Origin of the sequence: Frigoribacterium sp. ME-P-080 (genome assembly GCF_030209595.1) — a bacterium.
Classification (GTDB): Bacteria; Actinomycetota; Actinomycetes; order Actinomycetales; family Microbacteriaceae; genus Frigoribacterium.
On the sequence record NZ_JARVRR010000002.1, the window covers coordinates 563,886 to 584,063 of the forward strand.

Consider the following 20,178-nt stretch of genomic DNA (forward strand, 5'->3'; position numbering starts at 1 on the left):
GGACCGGGGGACAATGGGCGGGTGATCGTGCTCGCCGCCACCCCCATCGGAAACCTCGGCGACGCCAGCCGTCGCCTGATCGAGACGCTGTTGAACGCCGAGGTCGTCGCCGCGGAGGACACGCGCACGGCGATCCACCTGATGCGCGCCCTGGGCGTCGAGAACCGCCCCCGCCTCATCGCCCTGCACGAGCATAACGAGCGCGAGAAGGCGGGCGAGATCGTCGAGCTGGCCCGCGCCTCCGACGTGGTCGTGCTCACCGACGCCGGCATGCCCGCCATCAGCGACCCCGGGTTCCCGCTCGTCGAGGCCGCCGCGGCCGCGGGCGTCACCGTCACGGCGATCCCCGGCCCGTCCGCGGTGCTCACCGCGCTCGCCGTGTCGGGACTGCCCACCGACCGCTTCAGCTTCGAGGGCTTCCTGCCGCGCAAGCAGGGCGACCGTCTGCGCGTGCTGGGGGCGCTCGCCGACGAACGCCGCACCATGGTGTTCTTCGAGTCGCCCCACCGCCTGGCCGACTCGCTCGGCGACCTGGTCACCGCTCTCGGGGCCACGCGCCGCGTGGTCGTCTGCCGTGAGCTGACGAAGCTGCACGAAGAGGTGCGCCGCGGCAGCGCGGCCGAGCTCGCCGAGTGGGCGGCCGAGGGCGTCCGGGGCGAGATCTGCATCGTGGTCGAGGGCGCCCCCGAACGCGTCGTCGACCTGGCCGCCGGGCTCGCGCAGGTGCAGGCCCTGGTCGCCGACGGCACCCGCCTCAAAGAGGCCACCGCCGACGTGGCCGCCGCCACGGGTCTGTCGAGGCGCGACCTCTACCAGGCCGCCCTCGCCGCCCGCCCGCCCCGCGCGTAGGGCGTGGCGTACCCCGCCCAGCCCGGCGGGTGCAAGCTCGGAGGAGGCGCGTGCCCGGAGGAGGCGCGGCCCACCACGAGCAGGAGGTACGACATGAAGGCGGTCCGTTTCGAGCAGTACGGCGACATCGACGAGCTGAAGGTCGAACAGGTGGCGAAGCCCGAGGCGGGTGCCGGCCAGCTCGTGGTCGCCGTCAAGGCGGCGGGCCTGAACCCCGGTGAGGCGGCGATCCGCGCCGGACTGATGCACGACGCGTTCCCCGCGGCGTTCCCGTCGGGGCAGGGGACCGACTTCGCCGGCGTGGTCGACGAGGTCGGTGCGGGGGTCGACGAGTGGTCCGTCGGTGACGAGGTCGTCGGGTGGGCCAACCGGTCGTCGCACGCCGAGTTCGTCGTCGTCGACCACGACGAACTCGTGGCGAAGCCCGAGAACGTGCCGTGGGAGGTCGCGGGCAGCATCAGCGTGACCGGACCCACCGCCTACGCTGCGCTGCGTGCCGTGCAGGCCACCGAGGGCGACACGATCGTCGTCTCGGCCGCGGCCGGCGGCGTCGGCGTGATGGTGTCGCAGCTCGCCGTCCTGGGCGGGCTCACCGTGATCGGCACCGCGAGCGAGCGCAACCACGACTTCCTGCGGCAGCTCGGCGTCACGCCCGTGGAGTACGGCGACGGCGTCGTCGACCGCATCCGTGAGGCCGCCCCCCAGGGCGTGGACGCGTTCGTGGACTGCTTCGGCCAGGGCAACGTCGGGTACGCCCTCGAGCTCGGCGTCGCGCCGCAGCGCATCGACACGATCATCGACTTCGCGGCCGTCGAGCAGCACGGCGTCAAGGCCGAGGGCAGCGCCCAGGCGACGTCGCAGGCCGTGCTGTCCGAGCTGCTCGAGCTGATCTCGACCAACAAGATCATGGTGCCGATCGACGGGATCTTCCCCCTCGACGACGTCAAGGACGCCTACCGCGACCTCGAGGACGGCCACGCCCGGGGCAAGTACGTGCTCGGCATGGACGTCGTCGAGTACCCGGGCGAGCACGCCGGCGAGCGGGCGGGTTCCGACGACCGCACCGAGGAGCACGACGCGACCTGACCGGTCGACGCGACCCGCGCCTCCTCGTCCCCGGCGGCGGACGCAGGAGGCGCGGGTCGCGTCATCACGTCGGTGCCCCCACCTAAGATGGTCCCCATGCCCGCCGGCGACTCCTTCTTCATCGCAACGCCCATCTTCTACGTCAACGACGTGCCGCACATCGGTCACGCCTACACCGAGGTCGCAGCCGACGTGCTCGCCCGGTGGCACCGTCAGCGGGGTGACGACGCCTGGCTGCTGACCGGCACCGACGAGCACGGTCAGAAGATCCTGCGCACGGCCACGAGCCACGGCGTGACCCCGCAGGAGTGGGCCGACAAGCTCGTCACCGAGTCCTGGAAGCCCCTGCTCGAGACCGTCGACATCGCCAACGACGACTTCATCCGCACGACCGACGCCCGCCACGAGGCCGGCGTGCAGAAGTTCCTGCAGAAGCTCTACGACGACGGCTTCATCTACCAGGGCGAGTTCGAGGGCTTCTACTGCGTCGGCTGCGAAGAGTACAAGCAGCCGAGCGACCTGGTGCCCGGCACCGGCGCCTACGAGGGCGAGCAGGTCTGCGCGATCCACAGCATCCCGGTCGAGGTGCTGCAAGAGAGCAACTACTTCTTCCGCATGAGCGACTTCGAGCAGCGACTGCTCGACCTCTACGAGGCCCAGCCCGACTTCGTGCAGCCCGACTCGGTGCGCAACGAGGTCGTCTCGTTCGTCAAGCAGGGTCTGCGCGACCTGTCGATCTCGCGACAGAGCTTCGACTGGGGCGTCAAGGTGCCCTGGGACGAGAAGCACGTCGTCTACGTGTGGTTCGACGCCCTGCTCAACTACGTCACGGCCATCGGCTACGGCGTCGACGACGACGAGTTCCGGCGTCGCTGGCCGGCCGTGCAGCTCGTCGGCAAGGACATCGTGAGGTTCCACGCCGTCATCTGGCCCGCGATGCTCATGGCGGCCGGGCTGCCCGTCCCCAAGAACGTCTTCGGCCACGGCTGGCTGCTGGTCGGTGGCGAGAAGATGTCGAAGTCGAAGCTCACGGGCATCGCCCCTCAGCAGATCACCGACGTCTTCGGTGCCGACGCGTTCCGGTACTACTTCATGCGCGCCATCACCTTCGGTCAGGACGGCAACTTCAGCTGGGAAGACATCGCGGCCCGCTACCAGGCCGAGTTGGCCAACGGGTTCGGCAACCTGGCCTCACGCGTCGTGGCCATGATCACCCGCTACTTCGACGGCACCGTGCCCGTCGCCGGCGACCTCACCGAGGCCGACCTGGCCGTCCGCGAGACCGAACTGCGGGTCACGGCCGAGGCCGACGAGGCGATCGACCGGTTCGCCATCAACGAGGCGCTCGCGTCCATCTGGCAACTGGTCGACCAGCTGAACGGGTACATCACCGAGCAAGAGCCCTGGGCCATCGCGAAGGACGAGTCGCAGCGCGAGCGCCTGGCGACGGTCCTCGCCACCGCGCTGCGGGGTCTCGGCACCCTCACCGTGCTGCTGTCGCCGTTCATCCCGACGGCCACGCGCACCCTGTGGCAGTCGATCGGGCAGGGCGAGCTGACCAGCCAGCCCGTCGATCGTGCGGCCGAGTGGTCGAGCGCTCCCGACGTCCAGCCGCTCGCCGCCGGTCTCTTCCCGCGCATCGAACAGCCCGAGCCCGCGGCATGAGCGACGACACGTCCGGTGGCGGCGGCGCGACCTCCGGGCCGGCCGACGGAGTCCCGGCGACGCACGTCCGCCACCGCTCGTCGGGCGCGGACGGCCAGAAGCGCGACCTGACCTACCCCGCGCCTCCCCAGCCCCTCGTCGTGCCGGTCTACGACAACCACACGCACCTCGAGATCGCCGACGGCGTCGGAGACGACGGCGACGGCCCCCTCGACTACCGCGAGCACCTCGACCGGGCCTCGTCCGTGGGCGTGCGCGGCGTGGTGCAGGTCGGCACCGACCTCGAGACGTCCCGCTGGTCGGCCGAGATCGCCAGCCGCGAGCCCCGGGTGCTCGCCGCCGTCGCCATCCACCCGAACGAGGCCCCGGCCCTCGCGGCCGCGGGCACCCTCGACGAGGCGCTGTCCGAACTGGACGGGCTCGCCGCGAGGCCGCGCGTGCGCGCCGTCGGCGAGACCGGGCTCGACTTCTTCCGCACCGGCGACGACGGTCGGGCGGCCCAGCTCGAGGCGTTCCGCGGCCACATCGAGATCGCCAAGCGCCACGGCCTGGCCCTGCAGATCCACGACCGCGACGCCCACGACGACGTGGTCGACCTGCTGCTCGAGGTGGGCGCTCCCGAACGCACCGTCTTCCACTGCTTCAGCGGCGGGCCCGAGCTGGCGAGCATCCTCGCCGAGAACGGCTGGTACGCGTCCTTCGCCGGCACGGTGACGTTCAAGAACGCCCAGCCCCTGCGCGACGCCCTCGTGCAGTTGCCGCGCAACCTGATCATGGTCGAGACCGACGCGCCCTACCTGACGCCGGTGCCCTACCGCGGTCGCCCCAACGCGCCGTACCTGATCCCCTTCACGCTGCGGTCGATGGCCGAGACGATCGGCACCGACGTGTCCATGCTCGCGGCCCAGATCTCGTCGACGACCGAACTGGTCTACGGCAGCTGGGACAGCGAGCCCGTGACGGTCGAGGGCTGATGTCGCGCGCCACCCTGCTCGGCCCCGCCGAGATCCGTGACCTCGCCGACCTCCTCGGCGTGCAGCCGACCAAGAAGCTCGGGCAGAACTTCGTCCACGACGCCAACACCGTGCGTCGCATCGTCGCCGCGTCGGGTGTCTCGGCGGGCATGACCGTCGTCGAGATCGGCCCCGGGCTCGGCTCCCTGACCCTCGGCCTGCTCGAGGCGGGTGCCAAGGTCGTGGCCGTCGAGATCGACAAGCGCCTCGCCGAACAGCTGCCGAAGACCGTCGCGCAGCTGCAGCCGGCGGCCGACCTCACCGTCGTCGTCGACGACGCCCTGCGCGTGACGACCCTGCCCGACGAACCCACCCACCTCGTGGCGAACCTGCCGTACAACGTCAGCGTGCCGGTGCTCCTGCACTTCCTCGAGCACTTCGGCGGGCTCGAGCACGGGCTCGTCATGGTGCAGTCCGAGGTCGGTCTGCGCCTGGCCGCCGAGCCCGGCTCGAAGGTCTACGGCGGCCCGAGCATCAAGGCGGCGTGGTACGGCGAGTTCCGGGCCGCGGGCCAGGTCAGCCGCCAGGTGTTCTGGCCCGTGCCGAACGTCGACAGCATCCTCGTCGCGTTCGACCGCAAGCCGGCCCGCGGCAGCGAGCTCGAGCGTCGGGCGACCTTCGCCCTCGTCGATGCCGCGTTCCAGCAGCGACGCAAGATGCTGCGCCAGTCGCTGTCCTCCCTCTACGGGTCGTCCGCCGCCGCCTCCGAGGCCCTCGAGCGTGCCGGACTCGCCCCGACCCAGCGGGGAGAGCAGCTCACCGTCGACGACTTCCTCGCCGTGGCCCGGGTCAGCGACGTCGACGCCCTCGCCGGGGCGTCCGTCGCCGCCGTGCTGCACGCCGACGAGGGCGAGGCCGGCTGAGCCGTGCCCCGACGCAAGAACGGCCCCGACGGCGCGCCGTCCGGCAGGGCCAGGGGCAGGGACGGTGGCGGTGACGAGCGCGGGCACGGTGAGCAGCGGCTCAGTGACGCCCGGCTCGGGTCGGGCACCGGACGCGGTGCGGCCGAGTGGTTCGCACGGCTCGACGCCGCGGGGGCGGCGCGACTGTCCCACGAGCAGATCTCGCGCCTCCTGGTCGACGAGTTCGAGGTCGTGCCGTGGTGGGCCGAAGGGATCACGGTGCGCTACGAACAAGAACGCGGCGTCGAGCCGCCGGGGCGTCAGCCCGACGGCAGCTACGCGGTCACCGTCGGCCGCAGCCTGAGGGGTGCACCGCTCGAACTGTTCGACCTCGCCGTCGACCGGTTCGCCCGGTACGCCGGCGGTCCGCCCGAGGTCGTCGCCCGGTCCGCGACGCGTCCGACCGCCGACTGGACCCTCGCGCACGGGGACACGCTGCGCCTCCAGGTGGTGTCGACCGCCGGTCCGAAGTGCTCGGTGTCGTTGACGCAGGGCAGCCTGCGCCTGCCCGAACGGGCGCAGCCCGTGAAAGAGGGGTTGACGCGGGCGTTCGGCGTCATGAGTGATCGCCAGAACTGACTAGGTTGGACGCATGACGTCCGTGGCCGCCCCGACCGTGGTCCACACGCGTGCGCCGGGCAAGATCAACGTCTTCCTCGCCGTCGGTGACCTGCAGGACGACGGTTACCACGACCTCGCGACCGCCTACCAGGCCGTCTCCCTCTACGAGGACGTGCGCGCGCGTCGCGCCGACGACTTCACGGTCAGCGTCACGGGTGGCCCGTCCATCGACGTGTCGGGCGTGCCGACCGACGGGTCCAACCTGGCGATCAAGGCCGCCCGCCTGCTGGCCGAGACGACCGGCTACACGGGCGGCGTCGCCCTGACCGTCGACAAGGCGGTGCCCGTGGCCGGCGGCATGGGGGGCGGATCGGCCGACGCCGCCGCGACGCTGCTCGCGTGCGACACGCTCTGGGGAACCGGCGTCGGTCGTGACGAACTCCTGCGGCTCTCGGCCCGACTCGGTGCCGACGTCCCGTTCGCCTTCGCCGGGGGCACCGCGATCGGTACCGGTCGCGGCGACGAGCTCAGCCCGGCCCTGGCGAAGGGGCAGTTCCAGTGGGTCCTGGCCGTGGCCGACGTCGGCCTCTCGACGCCGCGCGTCTACGACGAACTCGACGCGCACCGTCTGCGGCACCAGGGCGAGATCCGCTCGGTGCGGCACCCCGTCGTCGACGCCGGCGTCCTGCAGGCACTCCGGGCGGGCGACCCGGGCATGCTCGCGGACGCCATGCACAACGACCTCCAGGCGCCCGCCCTGCACCTCCAGCCGGGCCTGGCCGACGTCCTCGAGCTCGGTGAGGGCAACGGGGCCCTCGCGGGCATCGTGTCGGGCTCCGGCCCGACGGTGGCGTTCCTCGCACCCGACCTCGACGGCGCTCTCGAGCTGCAGATCGCGCTGAGCGCAGCCCGTCTCACGGTCGTCCGCGCCACGGGCCCGGTCCACGGCGCCCGCGTCGTCACCGACTAGGCCCGGGCCCCAGGGCGTCGCCGAGCCCCCCCCGCGCGCGCAGGGGGGCTCGGCGACGCCCCGGGGTCTCGCGGGCTCAGCGCTCGTACTTGAGCACGTTCGTGCGGGTGAGGTGCCACTCGTCGGCGACGTGGAAGCCCTTGGCGGCGAGGTTCGCGGTGACCCGGGGCCTCCAGTCCTGCTTGTCGCTCGTGATCAGCCAGACGACGTCGAGGTCGTCGGTGCGGTCGATGACGTCCTCGAGCGGGTGCTGGACCTCCCACAGCCCGCCGGTCTCGGCCGCGGGGGTCTCGAGCGTGAAGTCCGACATCCCTTCGAACGCCGCGGGGTACGTGTTCTCGATGATGCGCGACGTGGCCTTCGGGTGTCGACGCACGGGGCCGAAGACGACGCCCTCGGCCGTCCCGGCCGGTTCGAGGGCCCGTTGCTCGCTGACGAGGTCGGCGACCTGGTTCCACGCGGCCGAGTCCTTCGCCTCGGGCTGACGCTGACGTTCGTAGGTCGGGGCGGTGAGCACCACGGCGACCAGCAGGACGAGGGCGATCACCCGCCGCCAAGGGATGGCGGCCACGGCGACGGCCATCATGATCGCGACGGCCGGGGTGCCGAAGGTCAGGTAGCGGGGCGAGTAGAGCGGCTCGGTCACGAGCGAGACGCCCACGAGGCCGACGGTGGGCACGATCATCCAGGGCAGGACGACCTCGGCCAGTCCCCGGGCACGGGGCACGAGACCGGCGACCACGACGACCAGGCTGGCGAGCACCAGCATCCAGCCGAAGACGGCGAAACGGTCGTTCTGGTAGAACCACTGCGTCGTCAGCACCTGGTCGATCGTCGCGAAGCTCGGCCGGTCGAGCCAGCCGACCTGGCCGCTCTGCTCGGACGTGAAGTACACGACGGGCAGGCTCGCGAGTCCGGCGACGGCCGCACCGGCGAACCAGCCGAGGAACGAACCGCGTGCTCCGTGCGGTGCGCCGACGAGCGGGGTCGACGCCACGGCGTCCTGCGACGTCGCCACCGACCCCGAGGAGGCGCGGAGCCGGCGCTCGCGTCGCCACTGCACCAGCATGGTGACGCCGTGCCCCACCACGACGAAGGCGACGTACAGGAAGAAGAGAACCGAGACGACGGCGAGCACGGCGTAGGCGACCCACCAGCGGACGGCCGAGGCCCGGGTGCGGGTCTCGCCGACCTGGGCGGTCCGGCGCGAGGCGGTGACGAGGACGAGGGTCAGGGCGACGGCGAACATCGCCGAGAAGGCGTACGAACGGCCCTCGCCGCCCATCCAGGTCACGCGGGGGATCAGGCAGAACAGCAGGCCCGCCACGACGGCCGTCCGGCGGTCGGCCAGGGTGCGGGCGAGCACGACCGTGAACGCGGCGGCGAGCCCCGTGACGATCGTGCTGGGCACCCGGAGCGAGATCGGCGAGTACGGGAAGACGTCGAACCACAGGTGCATGAACGCGTAGTACGTGGCGTGCACCAGGTCGACGGTCTGGACCATCTGCCAGAGCTGGCCCCAGCTGCGCGTCGCCGAGATGACCGTCGCGGCCTCGTCGTACCAGACGGACGGCACCCAGAGGAAGGCGCCCGACAGCAACGCGGCGAGCAGGCCGACGAGCACGGCGTCGAGATGACGCCAGTGCCGGAGGCGCGTGAGGGCTGTGCTGCGGCCGGTCCCGGGCGTCGTGGATACAGTGGGCGCGGTCGATCGACCGTCGGCCGGATGCAGGAGGTTCGTCATGTCGTCTCTTCCCCCTCTCGGAGGATCTCGCGTGCGACACGGGGGTGACGCGCGCGGGGCGGCCGTGCACGACGGTGGCGTGCACGGTGCCGGCGTGCGCGACGGTGGACACGGCGGCGACCCCGTCGAGGGCGAACGCTACTCGCGAAGCGTGCGCCTGCCGGGGTTCGGTCTGGGCTCCCAGGGGCGCCTGGCGGCGTCGAGGGTGCTGGTGGTCGGGGCCGGCGGGCTGGGCGCGCCGGTCATCCAATATCTCGCAGCCTCGGGTGTGGGAACCCTGGGAATCGTCGACGACGACGCCGTCGATCTGTCGAACCTACAACGGCAGGTGCTCTTCCGCCCCGACCAGCTGGGCTTCCCGAAGGCCCGCGCCGCCGCCGACTGGGTGCGTGCCGCCAACCCGGACGTGACCGTCGTCGCCCACCCCGTCCGACTGAGCGACCGCACCGCCGACCTGCTCGACGACTACGACCTCGTGGTGGACGGCAGCGACTCGTTCGACACCTGCTACCTGGTGGCCGACGCCGCGGCCGAGCGCGGTCTACCGGTCGTCTGGGGCAGCGTCAACCGCTGGGACGGACAGTTCAGCGTCTTCTGGGACGACGCCCCGGACGCCCGGGCGGTCGACTACCGCGACCTGCACCCTGCCCCGCCCGCCTCGGGCTGGGACGAGTCCTGCGCCGACGTCGGCGTGCTGGGGCCGCTGTGCGGGACGGTGGGCGCGGGCATGGCCGGAGAGGTCGTCAAGCTGCTGACCGGTCTCGGCGATCCGCTGCTCGGCCGGGTCGTGACCGTCGACGCCCTGGGCGGCACCTGGCGGGAGAGCCGGTTGGCCCGCGCCCCGCACCGGGCCGAGGCCCGGGCGACGGTGAACGACGCGCGCCGCGCCTCCTCGTCCTCGGCCTCCGAGGCGCAGGCGACCACCGCCGACGCGCCCCCGGCCCGTGGTCGCCGCGTCGGCCCCGACGTCGACGCGGCCGAGCTGACGACCCTGCTCGGGGCGCGAGCGACGGGCGACGCCGACTTCACGCTGCTCGACGTGCGCGAGGTCGACGAGCACGACTTCGCCCACATCTCCGGTGACGTGCAGGCTCCCGGGTACGGCACGCGCACCCGCCAGCGGCCCGAGCTCGATCCGGCGCAGCGGGTGGTCGTCTACTGCGCCCGAGGGCCGCGGGCCCGCGCCGCGGCCGACCTGCTGGCGGGCGAGGGCTTCGACGTGTCGGTGCTGCACGGCGGCATGCTCGGGTGGCAGCTCGCGCAGGGGGCACCCACGCGGCCGTAGGCGGGCGTTCAGCCGCCGGCGAACGGCGGCATGACGTCGATGACCGCGCCGTCGGGGACGAGCTGCTCGCGGTCCCGCGTGGTCAGGCCGTCGACGAGGAACGAGCAGCGCAGCAGCACGTCGCGGAAGTCCGCGGCCGACACGCCCTCGACCGGGCGGACCTCGGTGAGCAGGCGCCCGATGGTCGGGCGTTCGCCCGCGGGCACCTCGACGCGCTGGTCGTCGCGGCCCACGGCGGTGCGGGCGGCGGCGAAGAACCGCAGCGTCGACGAGACGGGGGCCGGGGTGGCTCCGTCGACGGTGGGGGCGGGGTTCGTGGTCGTCATCTCAGCCTCCGATGGCGCTCATGGTGCGTTCCGGCTGCACGAAGTCCGGGTCGTCGATGCCGTGGCCCGAGGGCTTGGCCCACATGGCACCGCGCCAGGCGTCGGCCAGTTCGAGGTCGCTCGCCCCGCTGCGCAGCAGGTCGCGCAGGCCGGTCTCGCCGCCGCTGAAGAGGCAGCTGCGGATGCCGCCCTCGGCGGTCATCCGGGTGCGCCGGCAGTCGGCGCAGAACGGTTCGCTGACCGAGGCGATGATGCCGACCCGCCCGGCCAGTCCGGCGTCGTCGCCGCGGCCGACGGCGTCGAACAGCTCGGCGGGTGCTCCGTCGCGCTCGACGTCGGCGGGGCTGAGGTCGAAGCGCGTCGCGATCAGCGAGTGGATGTCGCGTGACGTGACGAAGGAGGCGCGGTCCCAGCTGCGGTCGGCGTCCAACGGCATCTGCTCGATGAACCGCAGCTCGTGGCCGCCGCGCAGCGCCCAGGCGAGCAGGTCGGGCGCCTCGTGGTCGTTGATGCCGGGCAGCAGGACGGCGTTGATCTTGACCGGGGTGAGGCCGGCCGCCGCCGCGGCGTCGACGCCGGCGAGCACCTTGTCGAGGAACGGACGACGCGAGACCTTCATGAACGTCTCGGCGTGCAGCGAGTCGAGCGACACGTTGACCCGGTCGAGCCCGGCGTCGGCCAGGGCCTGGGCGCGGTGCGCCAGGCCGATGGCGTTCGTCGTCAGCGACACCTCGGGCCGCGGGTCGATCGCGGCGACCCGTCGCACGATGTCGATGAGGTCGGCACGCAGCAGTGGCTCGCCCCCGGTGAACCGCACCTGCCGGACGCCGAGGTCGCGCACGCCGATGCCGACCAGGCGCACGATCTCGTCGGCGTCGAGCGCCTGTTCACGGGGGAGGGCCGGCAGGCCCTCGGCCGGCATGCAGTAGGTGCAGCGCAGGTTGCACTTGTCGGTCAGCGAGACCCGCAGGTCGGTCGCGGTCCGACCGAAGCGGTCGAGCAGTCCCGGAGCGGCGTCGCTCGACGGCCGCGCGGGCAGCAGGTCGTCGGCGGGGGCCCGGCCGGGCATGGTGGGCAGTCCGAGCGAGACGGTCATCCGTCGAGGTTAAGCCCGCGGGGCCGAACGTGGGGTGTCCATGGGAGGCGACCCGCGCCTCCTTTCGCTCCGCCGTGCACGACGCCCCGCCCCGCAGGCTCGTCCGGGGCCACTCGCTGCGGCTGCGCGACCGCGCATTCGGAACTAGGCTCGCGTCCATGACGCAGATACGGATCAAGGACGCGGCGGCGTTCCTCGGCGTGAGTGACGACACCGTGCGACGCTGGATCGACCTCGGCCTGCTCGAGAGCGAGAAAGACGATGCCGGGCGCGGCGTGGTCGACGGGCTCGCGCTCGCGACGCTCGCCCGGAAGAACGCCGTGCTGCCCGCCGACCCGTCCGAGGTGGGGCGGTCGGCACGCAACCGCCTGGTGGGCGTCGTGACCGAGATCACCGCCGACCGGGTCATGGCCCAGGTCGAGCTGCAGTGCGGCCCCCACCGCATCGTCTCGCTGATGAGCAGCGAAGCCGTCCGAGAGCTGGGCCTCGAACCCGGTTCGGTGGCCATCGCGGTCGTGAAGGCCACGACGGTCATCATCGAGACGCCCGGCGGGAAGGCCTGACCATGAGACGGACCCCCCGCGTCGTCACGGCGCTCGTCGGAGCCCTCGCGGTGGCGACGGCCCTCGCCCTGACGGGGTGCTCGGGCGCGACCGTCGACACGGCGACCAGCGCGACACCGACGGCCTCCGACCCGACCCTCGAGGGGTCGATCACCGTCTACGCCGCCGCCTCGTTGACGACGACGTTCACCGAGCTCGCCGACGAGTTCGAGAAGGCGAACCCGGGCACGACCGTCGACCTGACCTTCGCGGGCTCGTCCGACCTGGTGACGCAGATCACCGAGGGAGCCCCGGCCGACGTCTTCGCCTCGGCCGACGAGAAGAACATGGCGAAGCTGACCGACGCCGGACTCGTCGACCCGTCGGCCTCGGAGGACTTCGCCACGAACGTCCTCACCATCGCCGTGCCGCCGTCGAACCCCGCCGACGTCACGGGCTTCGCCGACCTCGGTAAGTCCGACGTGACGACCGTGGTCTGCGCGGCCCAGGTGCCCTGCGGTGCGGCGACGGTCGCGGTCGAGCGGGCCACCGGCGTCACGATCTCGCCGGTCAGCGAGGAGTCCTCGGTCACCGACGTGCTGGGCAAGGTCACCTCGGGGGAGGCCGACGCCGGGCTGGTCTACGTCACGGACGTCGAGGCCGCCGGCAACAGCGTGACAGGCATCGAGTTCCCCGAGGCCGACCAGGCCGTCAACACCTATCCCATCGCCCCTGTGGCCGACACGGCGAACCCGGCGGTGGCCGAGGCGTTCGTCGCCTTCGTCACCGGCGAGGTCGGGCAGGGCGTGCTGCGGGACGCCGGCTTCGGCGCGCCGTGACGCCCGCCCCGCACCGTGCCTACGCCGGCGTCCCGGTGTGGATCGCGGTCGTCGCGGCCCTGGGGGCGGCCTTCGTCCTGCTGCCCCTCGTCGCCATGGTGTCGAGGGTCGACTGGGCCGAGTTCGTGCCGCTGGTCACCTCCGAGTCGTCGGTCGCCGCGTTCTGGCTCAGCCTGCGCACGTCGGTCACGGCGACCCTCCTCTGCGTCGTGCTCGGCGTCCCGATGGCGGTCGTGCTGGCCCGCACCGGGTTCCGGGGCCAAAGGGTGCTGCGGTCGCTCGTGCTGCTGCCGTTGGTGCTCCCGCCCGTCGTCGGAGGCATCGCGTTGCTCTACACCTTCGGGCGCCGCGGCCTGCTCGGTCAGGCGTTCGACGCGCTCGGCGTGACGATCGCGTTCTCGACCACGGCGGTCGTGCTGGCCCAGACCTTCGTCGCCCTGCCCTTCCTGGTGCTGAGCCTCGAGGGCGCCCTCCGCACGGTGGGCACGCGCTACGAGGCCGTCGCGGCGACCCTGGGTGCCCGGCCCACGACCGTGCTGCGGCGGGTCACGCTGCCGCTCGTGCTGCCCGCCCTCGTCTCGGGCGCCGTGTTGTCGTTCGCGCGGGCCCTCGGCGAGTTCGGCGCGACGCTGACCTTCGCGGGCTCCTTGCAGGGCGTCACGCGGACCCTTCCGCTCGAGATCTACCTGCAACGCGAGACCGATCCCGACGCCGCCGTGGCGCTGTCGCTCGTGCTCGTCCTCGTGGCGGTCGTCGTCGTCGCCCTGGCCCATCGGGCGGGCGGGCCGTCCGGCGTCGCCACCCGGAGGCGCGGGTCGTGACGCTCGAGTTCGCGGCGGTCGTCGAGGACCGCGGCTTCGACGTCGAGCTGGAGGTGGCCGACGGAGAGACGGTGGCCGTCCTCGGCCCGAACGGGGCCGGCAAGTCGACGCTGCTGTCCCTGGTCGCCGGCCTCCTGCGACCCGACCACGGCACGGCCCGCCTGGGCGACCGCGTGCTGTTCGACGTCGACGGCCGCGGGCGCGGACCCTCGCTGCGCCCGCACGAGCGCGGCGTCTCGATGCTCGCCCAGGACGCCCTGCTCTTCCCGCACCTCAGTGCGCTCGACAACGTCGCCTTCGGCCCGCGCAGCACCGGGGTGCCTCGACGCGAGGCCGGCCGCCGAGCCCGCGACTGGCTCGACCGGGTCGACGCCACGGGGCTCGCCGAGCGGCGTCCGGCGCAGCTCTCGGGTGGACAGGCGCAGCGGATCGCCGTCGCCCGTGCCCTGGCCGCCGACCCCTGCCTGTTGCTGCTCGACGAGCCGATGGCGGCTCTCGACGTGTCGGTCGCGCCCGCCCTGCGACGGACCCTGCGCGACGTCCTCGCCGACCGCACGGCGGTGATCGTTACGCACGACGTCCTCGACGCCTACACGCTGGCCGACCGGGTCGTCGTGCTCGACGGCGGCCGGGTCGTCGACGCCGGCCCCACGCGCGCCGTCCTCGACCGTCCGACCACGCCGTTCGCCGCGGGGCTCGCGGGGCTCGACCTGCTGACCGGCACGGCCCGCGGGGGAGGCGTCCGGTTGGAGGACGGCACCCTGCTGACCGCCCGGTCCGCCGACGGGCTCCCGGCGGGCGCCGCGGCCGCGGTGGCCGTGCGGCCGAGCGCCGTGCGCGTGACGACCGGTACCCCCTCGGGTCCGACGTCGTCCGAGAACGTCCTCGACGTCGTCGTCACGGACCTCGAACCCCGCGGGGACGTCGTCCGGATCCGGGCCGGCGACGTGTCGGCCGACGTCCCGCCCGGCGTGGTCGCCGGCCTCGACCTCGTGCCGGGCAGCGTCGTCCGGTTCTCCTTCGACGCCGGAGACGCCGTCGCCTACCTGGTCTGAGCGGGCCCGGGGCTCGACGAGGGGGCGGACCGTCGGCGGCCGACGACCCGACGCAACCGGTCGACGTCGCCCCCGACGGCGTCGAGCAACCGGTCCGTGAACCCGGGGCCGGCCCGCCAGAGCGTCACGAGCAGGATGACGAGCACGGCCGAGGCGAGCGACGCCCGCTGCAGCGCCATGCCCGGCTCGAGCTGGCGCACGAGCAGCGCGAGCGGGATCGCCAGCCACTCGACCCGCCCGGTCAGCGCGACGAACGGCACCAGCAGCAGGGCGTACCAGGGGTAGCGGGGGCTCACCGCCACGAGCGTCACGCCGATCATCACGAGCTGGCCGAGCCACGGGTCGTGAGCCGGGGTCTTCACCCACACGAGCACCGCCGTGACACCGACGATCAGCACGGCGACCGGTGTCGTCCACGCGTCCGGCATGAAGGCCGACAGGAACACGAAGCGCGAGCCGTCCTCGTAGCCCTCTTCGGTCAGGTAGCCCGGCAGGTACCCGAGCACGCCCCACCCGGTCATCGCGACGTAGGGCACGTAGAGCACGGCGAAGGTGACGACGGAGGCGCTGATCACCTTCCAGGGCTGCCCGCGCAGCAGGGCGGGTGCCGCGATCACCGGGATCAACTTGGTCGCGATGGCGGCCCCGAGGGCGATGCCGCCGCGGAAGCGCCGACCGGTGGCGACGAGCAACGACGCGGCGACCACGAGCACGGCACCCAGGAGGTCGACGTGCGAGTTCGTGACGCCCTCGCCGACCACGAGCGGGCACCAGCCCCACAGCGCGGCCCAGCGGGGGTCGAGACCCCGCCGGCACAGGGTCGCCAGCAGGGCGACGGTCGTGCCCAGCACGAGCACGAAGCCCATCGCCTGCAGCGGGAAGAACCCGGCGTCGGGGCCGACCACGGCGGACACCGCCCAGAAGTACAGTTCGGCCATCGGCGGGTAGATGGTCGGCACGTCGGGCCGGTTGATCAGCGTGCAGACGACGTCGCCCGTCTGGCTGTCGTAGGCACGGTGGACCTGGCGGTCGGGTTCGCCGCAGCGCTCGCCGATCGTGCCGTCGTCGCGGGTGAACGGCGTCGACTCGGGGAAGATCCAGGCCGGCCGCAGGTCGCGCAGCTCGCCCGCGTCGGGCGTGTACTCGTACGGCGAGACGCCGGCGGTCTGCACGATGCCGTCCCAGGCGTAGCGCGCCGGGTCGGTGCTCGTGTTGGGCACGCCGGTCAGGCCCGCCCCGCCGACCAGGGCCGTGCCCGCCACGACGAGAGCGGTGACGTGGCGCACGGGCACCCGGCGCAGCAGCAGGACCGCCAGGGCGAACAACGCCCAGCACACGGCGGTCCAGACGACGAAGTCGGTCCGCAGGTCTTTCATGAGGAATCCGACGTTCACGACGCCCCAGGCGATCGCCCCGGCCAATCCGAGGACGGCCACGGCCGCGAACACAGTACGCACGCCCCCAGTCTGGCCGAATCGGCCCTGGGAGTCGTGCACATCGGAGATGATGAGCCACATGAGACGACCGACACCATGAGGCGCCTGCTGTACGAGGCGCGCCGCGCCGCCTCGTCGCCGAACCGCAACGCCCGGTCGGCGACCGTCTTCGGTCGCCTCCTCGGCGCCGCGTTCGTCATCTGCCTGCTGACCGGGCTCTACAGCCACTTCCTGCAGGAGCCGCTCGACGGGATGCGGTTCCCGACGAGTCCCGTCTGGCTCTACCAGGTGAGCCAGGGCGTCCACATCACCGCGGGCATCGCCTGCATCCCCCTGCTGCTGGTCAAGCTGCACTCGGTGTTCCCGCAGCTCTTCCAGCACCCGCCGATCAAGCACCCGGTCGACGTGCTCGAGCGCGCCTCCATCGCCCTGTTCGTGGCGACGTCGATCCTCCAGCTCGTCACCGGCCTGCTGAACACGTACCAGTACTACCCGTGGCCGTTCCCGTTCAAGCAGGTGCACTTCGCCCTGTCGTTCGTCATCATCGGCTCGCTCGCGATCCACATCGCCGTCAAGCTGCCGCTCATCACCCGCTACTGGCGGGCGCGGGACAGCTACGACGCCGAGGGGCGCTTCGTAGAGCCGTCGTCCGAGCTCGACGAGGCCCGCGCCGCGTTCGTGGCCGAGAGCGAGGCGACCGCCGAGCTCGCCCGGTTCCGTGCCGTGCGCGACGCCGACGGGACGCGACGCGACCGTGATCCGCACGCCGCGCCTCCTGCGCCCGCCCGCGGCCTCACCGGACGCGTCCTCCGCTGGATCGACTCCGCACACGAGGTCGACCGCGAACCGGGCCGCGCCCGGGTGTCCCGCCGCGGCTTCTTCACCGCCGCCGGCGTCGCCACCGGGGGAGTCGTCGCGCTCACGGCCGGGCAGTCCTTCGCCCCGCTGTCACCGCTCAACGCCTTCGGCCCGCGGCAGCGCGGGCTCGGCCCGAACGACCTGCCGATCAACCGCACGGCCGCCGCCGCCCGGGTGCTCGAGACGGCCATGGACCCCGACTGGCGGCTCGACGTCCTGGTGGGCGGCGTCGCGACCTCGTTCACGCTCGACGCGCTGCGCGGGTTCGACGGGGCCGACGAACGCCTGCCGATCGCCTGCGTCGAGGGCTGGAGCCAGACCGGCTCCTGGCGCGGCGTCCGCCTCGTCGACCTGCTGGCGGCTGCCGGCGCCCCGACCGACCAGCGCCTCCGGCTCACCAGCCTCGAAGAGAAGGGTGGCTACCGCGTGACCGAGATGGGCCCCGAGTACGCCTCCGACCCGCGCACCCTGGTCGCCCTCGAGCTGAACGGCGAGCCGCTCAGCATCGACCACGGCTACCCGGCGCGCATGATCGCCCCGGGCCGACCCGGCGTGTTGCAGACCAAGTGGCTCAGCTCGATCGAGGTGCTCTCGTGAGCGCCCGGGTGCCCTCGGCCGCGTCGAGTGCAGGAGGCGCGGGCACGTCGCGCACCGTCCGCGTCGTGCGCGGGGTGCTGATCGCCCTCGGCGTGGCCCTCGTCGGCCTCGGCGGCTGGGTGCTCACCGACACCGTCTCCCCGAACCGGTACGGCGGACTGCTGCTCTGGCTGGCCGGTTCGGTCGTCGTGCACGACGCCGTGCTCGCCCCCGTGGTCGCCGCGGTCTCGCTGCTCGTGCGGCGGACCGGTCGCCGCGTCCGGCCCGCGGTCCTCTGGATCGTGCAGGGCGCGGTCGTCGTCGGGGTGATCTTCTCGCTCGTCGTCGTGCCCGAGATCGTGGCGAAGGCGAAGGGGCCGAAGAACGACACCGTGCTGCCGTTCGATTACGGTCTCCGCCTGGCCGTGCTGTGGCTCGTCATCGCGGCGCTGACGGCCGCTGTGGTCGCGCTCTACCTGGCGCGCAGGCGGCAGAAGGTGCGTCCGTCGACGGACCAGGTCTGAGCGACCCGCAGGCCCGCGCGTCGGGCGTGGCGGTGCAGGGCCTCGCGGCCGACCTCCGCCCAGGGGAAGGTCGCGCTGGCGTGACCCTGGTCGTCGACCACGTGGGCCTCGTAGCTGTCGTCGAGCGACGCCTCGGGGGCGGTCTCGACGACGACCGAACCGGTCGCGGTGAGGATCTCGGCGCAGCGGGTCAGCAGCGCCGTCGGGTCGCCGCCGATGCCGACGTTGCCGTCCAGCAGCAGCGCGAGGTTCCACTGGCCCTCGCGGGGCAGCGGGTCGAAGACCGACCCGCCGGCCACGGGCAGACCGGCCTCGCGGGCCATCGCGACGGCCGTGGGCGAGACGTCCAGACCCAGGACGGTCAGGCCGCGGTCCACGGCGGCGCGCACCATGCGGGCCGGCCCGCAGCCGATGTCGAGCACGGGGCCGGTCTCGCCGTCGAGGGTGGTGAGGTCGGCCGCGTCGGCGTCGGCGCTCCAGCGCGCGACGTCGAACGCCTCGTCGTCGCCGGCCTCGGGGGGCGACGCCGGGCGTCCGGCACCGCCGGCCGCGCGGACGAGTTGCAGGAGCCCCTCGTGACGCAGGGCGCGCGCGTACGGCTCCGCGCCTCCTGATCCGAAGGTGGCGGGCTGTTCGGGGGCGATGGTCATGAGGTGACCCCTTCGGTGGCGGGATCGGTCGTGCGGGCGACGCCGTTCGTGGTGGTGGTCGTGGGGTGCGCCTCGGCGTGCCGCAGGGCGGCGGCGAAGCGGCTGTGAGGCGCGCTGGCCGCGACGAGGCGGGCGTCGTCGATCGTGTCGACGTCGACGAGCTCGGGCAGCATGCGCACGGTCAGGCCGGCGTCGGCGAGTCGGCGGAGCTGGTGCGCACCCGTGTCGTCACGCGACATCGGCACGCCGCGCAGCAGGTCTCCGGTCGGCCGGGAGAGTCCCAGGGCCCAGAAACCGCCGTCGTTGGCCGGGCCGAACCAGGCGTCGACGTCGTCGGTCCACGCGTCGAAGACGGGGGCGAGGGCCTCGACCGTGACCTGGGGGGTGTCCATGCCGATCAGCACGGTCTTCCCGTCGACCTCGTCGAAGAGGGCGCCGAGGCGTGCGTCGAGGTCGCCACCGATCTGAGGGATCACATCGAAGTCTTCGGAGCCGACGGGCCTGCGGTTGCCGTCGAACAACAACACGCGACGCGTGGCGGGCAGCCGACGGACGACGTCGAGGGTGTCCTGGATCGCGGCGGCCGCGACGTCGGCGGCCTGCTCGAGGCTGAGCGGGGGGTGCAGGCGCGTCTTGACCTTGCCCGGGATCGTCTCCTTCGCGATCACCACGAGGGTCGTCATCGGCCGACCTCCCTCAGGAGTCGGGACATGTCCTTGATCGCGACGGACGTGCCGCGGATGGTGCCGGTCACCTTGCTGCGGCCGACCCGGGGCGAGTAGGGCGCGTCCTGTTCGACGATCCGCCAGCCGGCCTCGCTCGCGCGCAGCACCATCTCGAGCGGGTAGCCGCTGCGGCGGTCCTTCAGGTCGAGGTCGAGCAGTGCCCGGCGCCGCGCGACGCGCATGGGGCCGAGGTCGTGCAGGGCGACGCCGCTGGCCCGCCGCATGAGGTGCGAGAGGGCGAGGTTGGCGATGCGGGCGTGCACCGGCCAGGCGCCCCGGGTCGTCGGGCGCCGGCGGCCGAGGACGAGATCGGCGTCACCGGCCATCACGGGGGCGGCGAGGGCGACGAGGTCGGCGGGGTCCATCGACGCGTCGGCGTCGCAGAACGCGACGTAGTCGGCCGTGGCGGCCTCGAGACCGGCGTGGGCGGCGCTGCCGAAGCCGCGCCGCGCCTCCTGCACCACGGTCGCGCCGTGCTCGGCGGCGACGCGGGCGGAGTCGTCGGTCGAGCCGTTGTCGACGACGATGGCGTGCCAGCCCTCGGGCATGCGGCCGAGCACCCAGGGCAACGCGCCTTCTTCGTCGAGACAGGGAAGCACGACGTCGACTCGGGGGCTACTCATCCTCTCGACTGTACGGATGCGATCCCATGAAG

21 protein-coding genes are annotated in these 20,178 nt (G+C 73.0%); 14 read left to right on the forward strand and 7 right to left on the reverse strand.

The window, feature by feature from the left end; translation table 11 throughout:
• Positions 1-21 precede the first annotated feature (21 nt).
• The 7 genes from rsmI to QRN23_RS04175 all read left to right on the forward strand — a co-directional run bounded on the left by rsmI (position 22) and on the right by QRN23_RS04175 (position 7,046).
• On the forward strand, positions 22-849 hold the full coding sequence (gene rsmI, locus QRN23_RS04145; RefSeq protein WP_285062678.1) for a 16S rRNA (cytidine(1402)-2'-O)-methyltransferase: 828 nt from the start codon (positions 22-24) through the stop codon (positions 847-849).
• Positions 850-942: 93 nt separating this feature from the next.
• Positions 943-1,935, forward strand: coding sequence for an NADP-dependent oxidoreductase (locus tag QRN23_RS04150; RefSeq protein ID WP_285062679.1), 993 nt, complete (start codon positions 943-945; stop codon positions 1,933-1,935).
• Positions 1,936-2,031: 96 nt separating this feature from the next.
• A complete protein-coding gene (gene metG, locus QRN23_RS04155; protein WP_285062681.1) occupies positions 2,032-3,600 on the forward strand; it encodes a methionine--tRNA ligase in 1,569 nt (522 codons plus the stop codon).
• Positions 3,597-4,574 (forward strand): TatD family hydrolase, encoded by a 978-nt coding sequence (locus tag QRN23_RS04160; protein WP_082460596.1) that lies wholly within the window; start codon positions 3,597-3,599, stop codon positions 4,572-4,574. The genes metG and QRN23_RS04160 overlap by 4 nt, the downstream gene beginning before the upstream one ends.
• Positions 4,574-5,476 (forward strand): 16S rRNA (adenine(1518)-N(6)/adenine(1519)-N(6))-dimethyltransferase RsmA, encoded by a 903-nt coding sequence (gene rsmA, locus QRN23_RS04165; RefSeq protein ID WP_056048901.1) that lies wholly within the window; start codon positions 4,574-4,576, stop codon positions 5,474-5,476. The genes QRN23_RS04160 and rsmA overlap by 1 nt, the downstream gene beginning before the upstream one ends.
• Before the next feature lie 3 nt (positions 5,477-5,479).
• Complete coding sequence (locus QRN23_RS04170; protein ID WP_285062684.1) at positions 5,480-6,094, forward strand: hypothetical protein; 615 nt, start codon at positions 5,480-5,482, stop codon at positions 6,092-6,094.
• 13 nt (positions 6,095-6,107) lie between these two features.
• On the forward strand, positions 6,108-7,046 hold the full coding sequence (locus QRN23_RS04175; RefSeq protein WP_159827195.1) for a 4-(cytidine 5'-diphospho)-2-C-methyl-D-erythritol kinase: 939 nt from the start codon (positions 6,108-6,110) through the stop codon (positions 7,044-7,046).
• Positions 7,047-7,122: 76 nt separating this feature from the next.
• Here the strand turns inward: QRN23_RS04175 and QRN23_RS04180 are convergent, their stop codons facing one another.
• Positions 7,123-8,790 carry a glycosyltransferase family 39 protein gene (locus tag QRN23_RS04180; RefSeq protein WP_285062687.1) on the reverse strand — a complete coding sequence of 556 codons (1,668 nt, stop codon included), beginning with the start codon at positions 8,788-8,790 and terminating at the stop codon, positions 7,123-7,125.
• A 31-nt stretch (positions 8,791-8,821) separates the two neighbouring features.
• Between QRN23_RS04180 and QRN23_RS04185 the strand changes: the two genes are divergently transcribed.
• Entirely contained in the window at positions 8,822-10,075 is a 1,254-nt protein-coding gene (locus QRN23_RS04185; protein ID WP_236557035.1) for a ThiF family adenylyltransferase, read from the forward strand.
• A gap of 8 nt (positions 10,076-10,083) precedes the next feature.
• Here the strand turns inward: QRN23_RS04185 and QRN23_RS04190 are convergent, their stop codons facing one another.
• On the reverse strand, positions 10,084-10,401 hold the full coding sequence (locus tag QRN23_RS04190; protein WP_192122795.1) for a MoaD/ThiS family protein: 318 nt from the start codon (positions 10,399-10,401) through the stop codon (positions 10,084-10,086).
• Position 10,402: 1 nt separating this feature from the next.
• Positions 10,403-11,497, reverse strand: coding sequence for a GTP 3',8-cyclase MoaA (gene moaA, locus QRN23_RS04195; RefSeq protein WP_123571616.1), 1,095 nt, complete (start codon positions 11,495-11,497; stop codon positions 10,403-10,405).
• 158 nt (positions 11,498-11,655) lie between these two features.
• On the opposite strand from moaA, the gene QRN23_RS04200 reads away from it, so the two are divergent.
• From QRN23_RS04200 to QRN23_RS04215, 4 genes are read left to right on the forward strand one after another with little or no spacing between them, the layout of a single operon-like run.
• Complete coding sequence (locus QRN23_RS04200; protein WP_056048887.1) at positions 11,656-12,060, forward strand: TOBE domain-containing protein; 405 nt, start codon at positions 11,656-11,658, stop codon at positions 12,058-12,060.
• A 2-nt stretch (positions 12,061-12,062) separates the two neighbouring features.
• A complete protein-coding gene (gene modA / locus QRN23_RS04205) occupies positions 12,063-12,878 on the forward strand; it encodes a molybdate ABC transporter substrate-binding protein (RefSeq protein ID WP_285062689.1) in 816 nt (271 codons plus the stop codon).
• A complete protein-coding gene (locus QRN23_RS04210) occupies positions 12,875-13,699 on the forward strand; it encodes an ABC transporter permease (RefSeq protein WP_056048879.1) in 825 nt (274 codons plus the stop codon). Before modA ends, QRN23_RS04210 begins: the two co-directional genes overlap by 4 nt.
• Positions 13,696-14,754 (forward strand): sulfate/molybdate ABC transporter ATP-binding protein, encoded by a 1,059-nt coding sequence (locus QRN23_RS04215; RefSeq protein ID WP_285062690.1) that lies wholly within the window; start codon positions 13,696-13,698, stop codon positions 14,752-14,754. The genes QRN23_RS04210 and QRN23_RS04215 overlap by 4 nt, the downstream gene beginning before the upstream one ends.
• Here QRN23_RS04215 and QRN23_RS04220 read toward each other — a convergent pair.
• The gene (locus tag QRN23_RS04220) at positions 14,742-16,211 is read right to left on the reverse strand and encodes a glycosyltransferase 87 family protein (protein ID WP_285062691.1); all 1,470 of its coding nucleotides are present in this window, start codon (positions 16,209-16,211) and stop codon (positions 14,742-14,744) included. The two genes, QRN23_RS04215 and QRN23_RS04220, sit on opposite strands and share 13 nt — an antisense overlap.
• A gap of 75 nt (positions 16,212-16,286) precedes the next feature.
• Between QRN23_RS04220 and QRN23_RS04225 the strand changes: the two genes are divergently transcribed.
• Positions 16,287-17,645: a molybdopterin-dependent oxidoreductase gene (locus QRN23_RS04225; RefSeq protein ID WP_056048872.1), complete on the forward strand. Its 1,359-nt coding sequence runs from the start codon at positions 16,287-16,289 to the stop codon at positions 17,643-17,645.
• Positions 17,642-18,148: a hypothetical protein gene (locus tag QRN23_RS04230; RefSeq protein WP_192122793.1), complete on the forward strand. Its 507-nt coding sequence runs from the start codon at positions 17,642-17,644 to the stop codon at positions 18,146-18,148. Before QRN23_RS04225 ends, QRN23_RS04230 begins: the two co-directional genes overlap by 4 nt.
• On the opposite strand, the gene QRN23_RS04235 is transcribed toward QRN23_RS04230, so the two are convergent.
• The 3 genes from QRN23_RS04235 to QRN23_RS04245 are packed head-to-tail and all read right to left on the reverse strand — an operon-like array spanning position 18,097 to position 20,146.
• Positions 18,097-18,798 (reverse strand): class I SAM-dependent methyltransferase, encoded by a 702-nt coding sequence (locus QRN23_RS04235; RefSeq protein ID WP_159827177.1) that lies wholly within the window; start codon positions 18,796-18,798, stop codon positions 18,097-18,099. The genes QRN23_RS04230 and QRN23_RS04235 overlap by 52 nt on opposite strands.
• Positions 18,795-19,481, reverse strand: a complete 687-nt coding sequence (locus tag QRN23_RS04240; RefSeq protein WP_285062692.1) for a TIGR04282 family arsenosugar biosynthesis glycosyltransferase — start codon at positions 19,479-19,481, stop codon at positions 18,795-18,797. Before QRN23_RS04240 ends, QRN23_RS04235 begins: the two co-directional genes overlap by 4 nt.
• Positions 19,478-20,146 (reverse strand): glycosyltransferase family 2 protein, encoded by a 669-nt coding sequence (locus tag QRN23_RS04245; protein ID WP_285062693.1) that lies wholly within the window; start codon positions 20,144-20,146, stop codon positions 19,478-19,480. Before QRN23_RS04245 ends, QRN23_RS04240 begins: the two co-directional genes overlap by 4 nt.
• Positions 20,147-20,178 lie beyond the last annotated feature (32 nt).

Bases quoted from the DNA above. Each gene is read 5' to 3' on its own strand.
- QRN23_RS04150 (WP_285062679.1), top strand. From the start codon at position 943: ATGAAGGCGGTCCGTTTCGAGCAGTACGGCGACATCGACGAGCTGAAG.
- metG (WP_285062681.1), top strand. From the start codon at position 2,032: ATGCCCGCCGGCGACTCCTTCTTCATCGCAACGCCCATCTTCTACGTC.
- QRN23_RS04160 (WP_082460596.1), top strand. From the start codon at position 3,597: ATGAGCGACGACACGTCCGGTGGCGGCGGCGCGACCTCCGGGCCGGCC.
- rsmA (WP_056048901.1), top strand. From the start codon at position 4,574: ATGTCGCGCGCCACCCTGCTCGGCCCCGCCGAGATCCGTGACCTCGCC.
- QRN23_RS04175 (WP_159827195.1), top strand. From the start codon at position 6,108: ATGACGTCCGTGGCCGCCCCGACCGTGGTCCACACGCGTGCGCCGGGC.
- QRN23_RS04180 (WP_285062687.1), bottom strand. From the start codon at position 8,790: ATGACGAACCTCCTGCATCCGGCCGACGGTCGATCGACCGCGCCCACT.
- QRN23_RS04190 (WP_192122795.1), bottom strand. From the start codon at position 10,401: ATGACGACCACGAACCCCGCCCCCACCGTCGACGGAGCCACCCCGGCC.
- moaA (WP_123571616.1), bottom strand. From the start codon at position 11,497: ATGACCGTCTCGCTCGGACTGCCCACCATGCCCGGCCGGGCCCCCGCC.
- QRN23_RS04200 (WP_056048887.1), top strand. From the start codon at position 11,656: ATGACGCAGATACGGATCAAGGACGCGGCGGCGTTCCTCGGCGTGAGT.
- modA (WP_285062689.1), top strand. From the start codon at position 12,063: ATGAGACGGACCCCCCGCGTCGTCACGGCGCTCGTCGGAGCCCTCGCG.
- QRN23_RS04225 (WP_056048872.1), top strand. From the start codon at position 16,287: ATGAGGCGCCTGCTGTACGAGGCGCGCCGCGCCGCCTCGTCGCCGAAC.
- QRN23_RS04235 (WP_159827177.1), bottom strand. From the start codon at position 18,798: ATGACCATCGCCCCCGAACAGCCCGCCACCTTCGGATCAGGAGGCGCG.
- QRN23_RS04240 (WP_285062692.1), bottom strand. From the start codon at position 19,481: ATGACGACCCTCGTGGTGATCGCGAAGGAGACGATCCCGGGCAAGGTC.
- QRN23_RS04245 (WP_285062693.1), bottom strand. From the start codon at position 20,146: ATGAGTAGCCCCCGAGTCGACGTCGTGCTTCCCTGTCTCGACGAAGAA.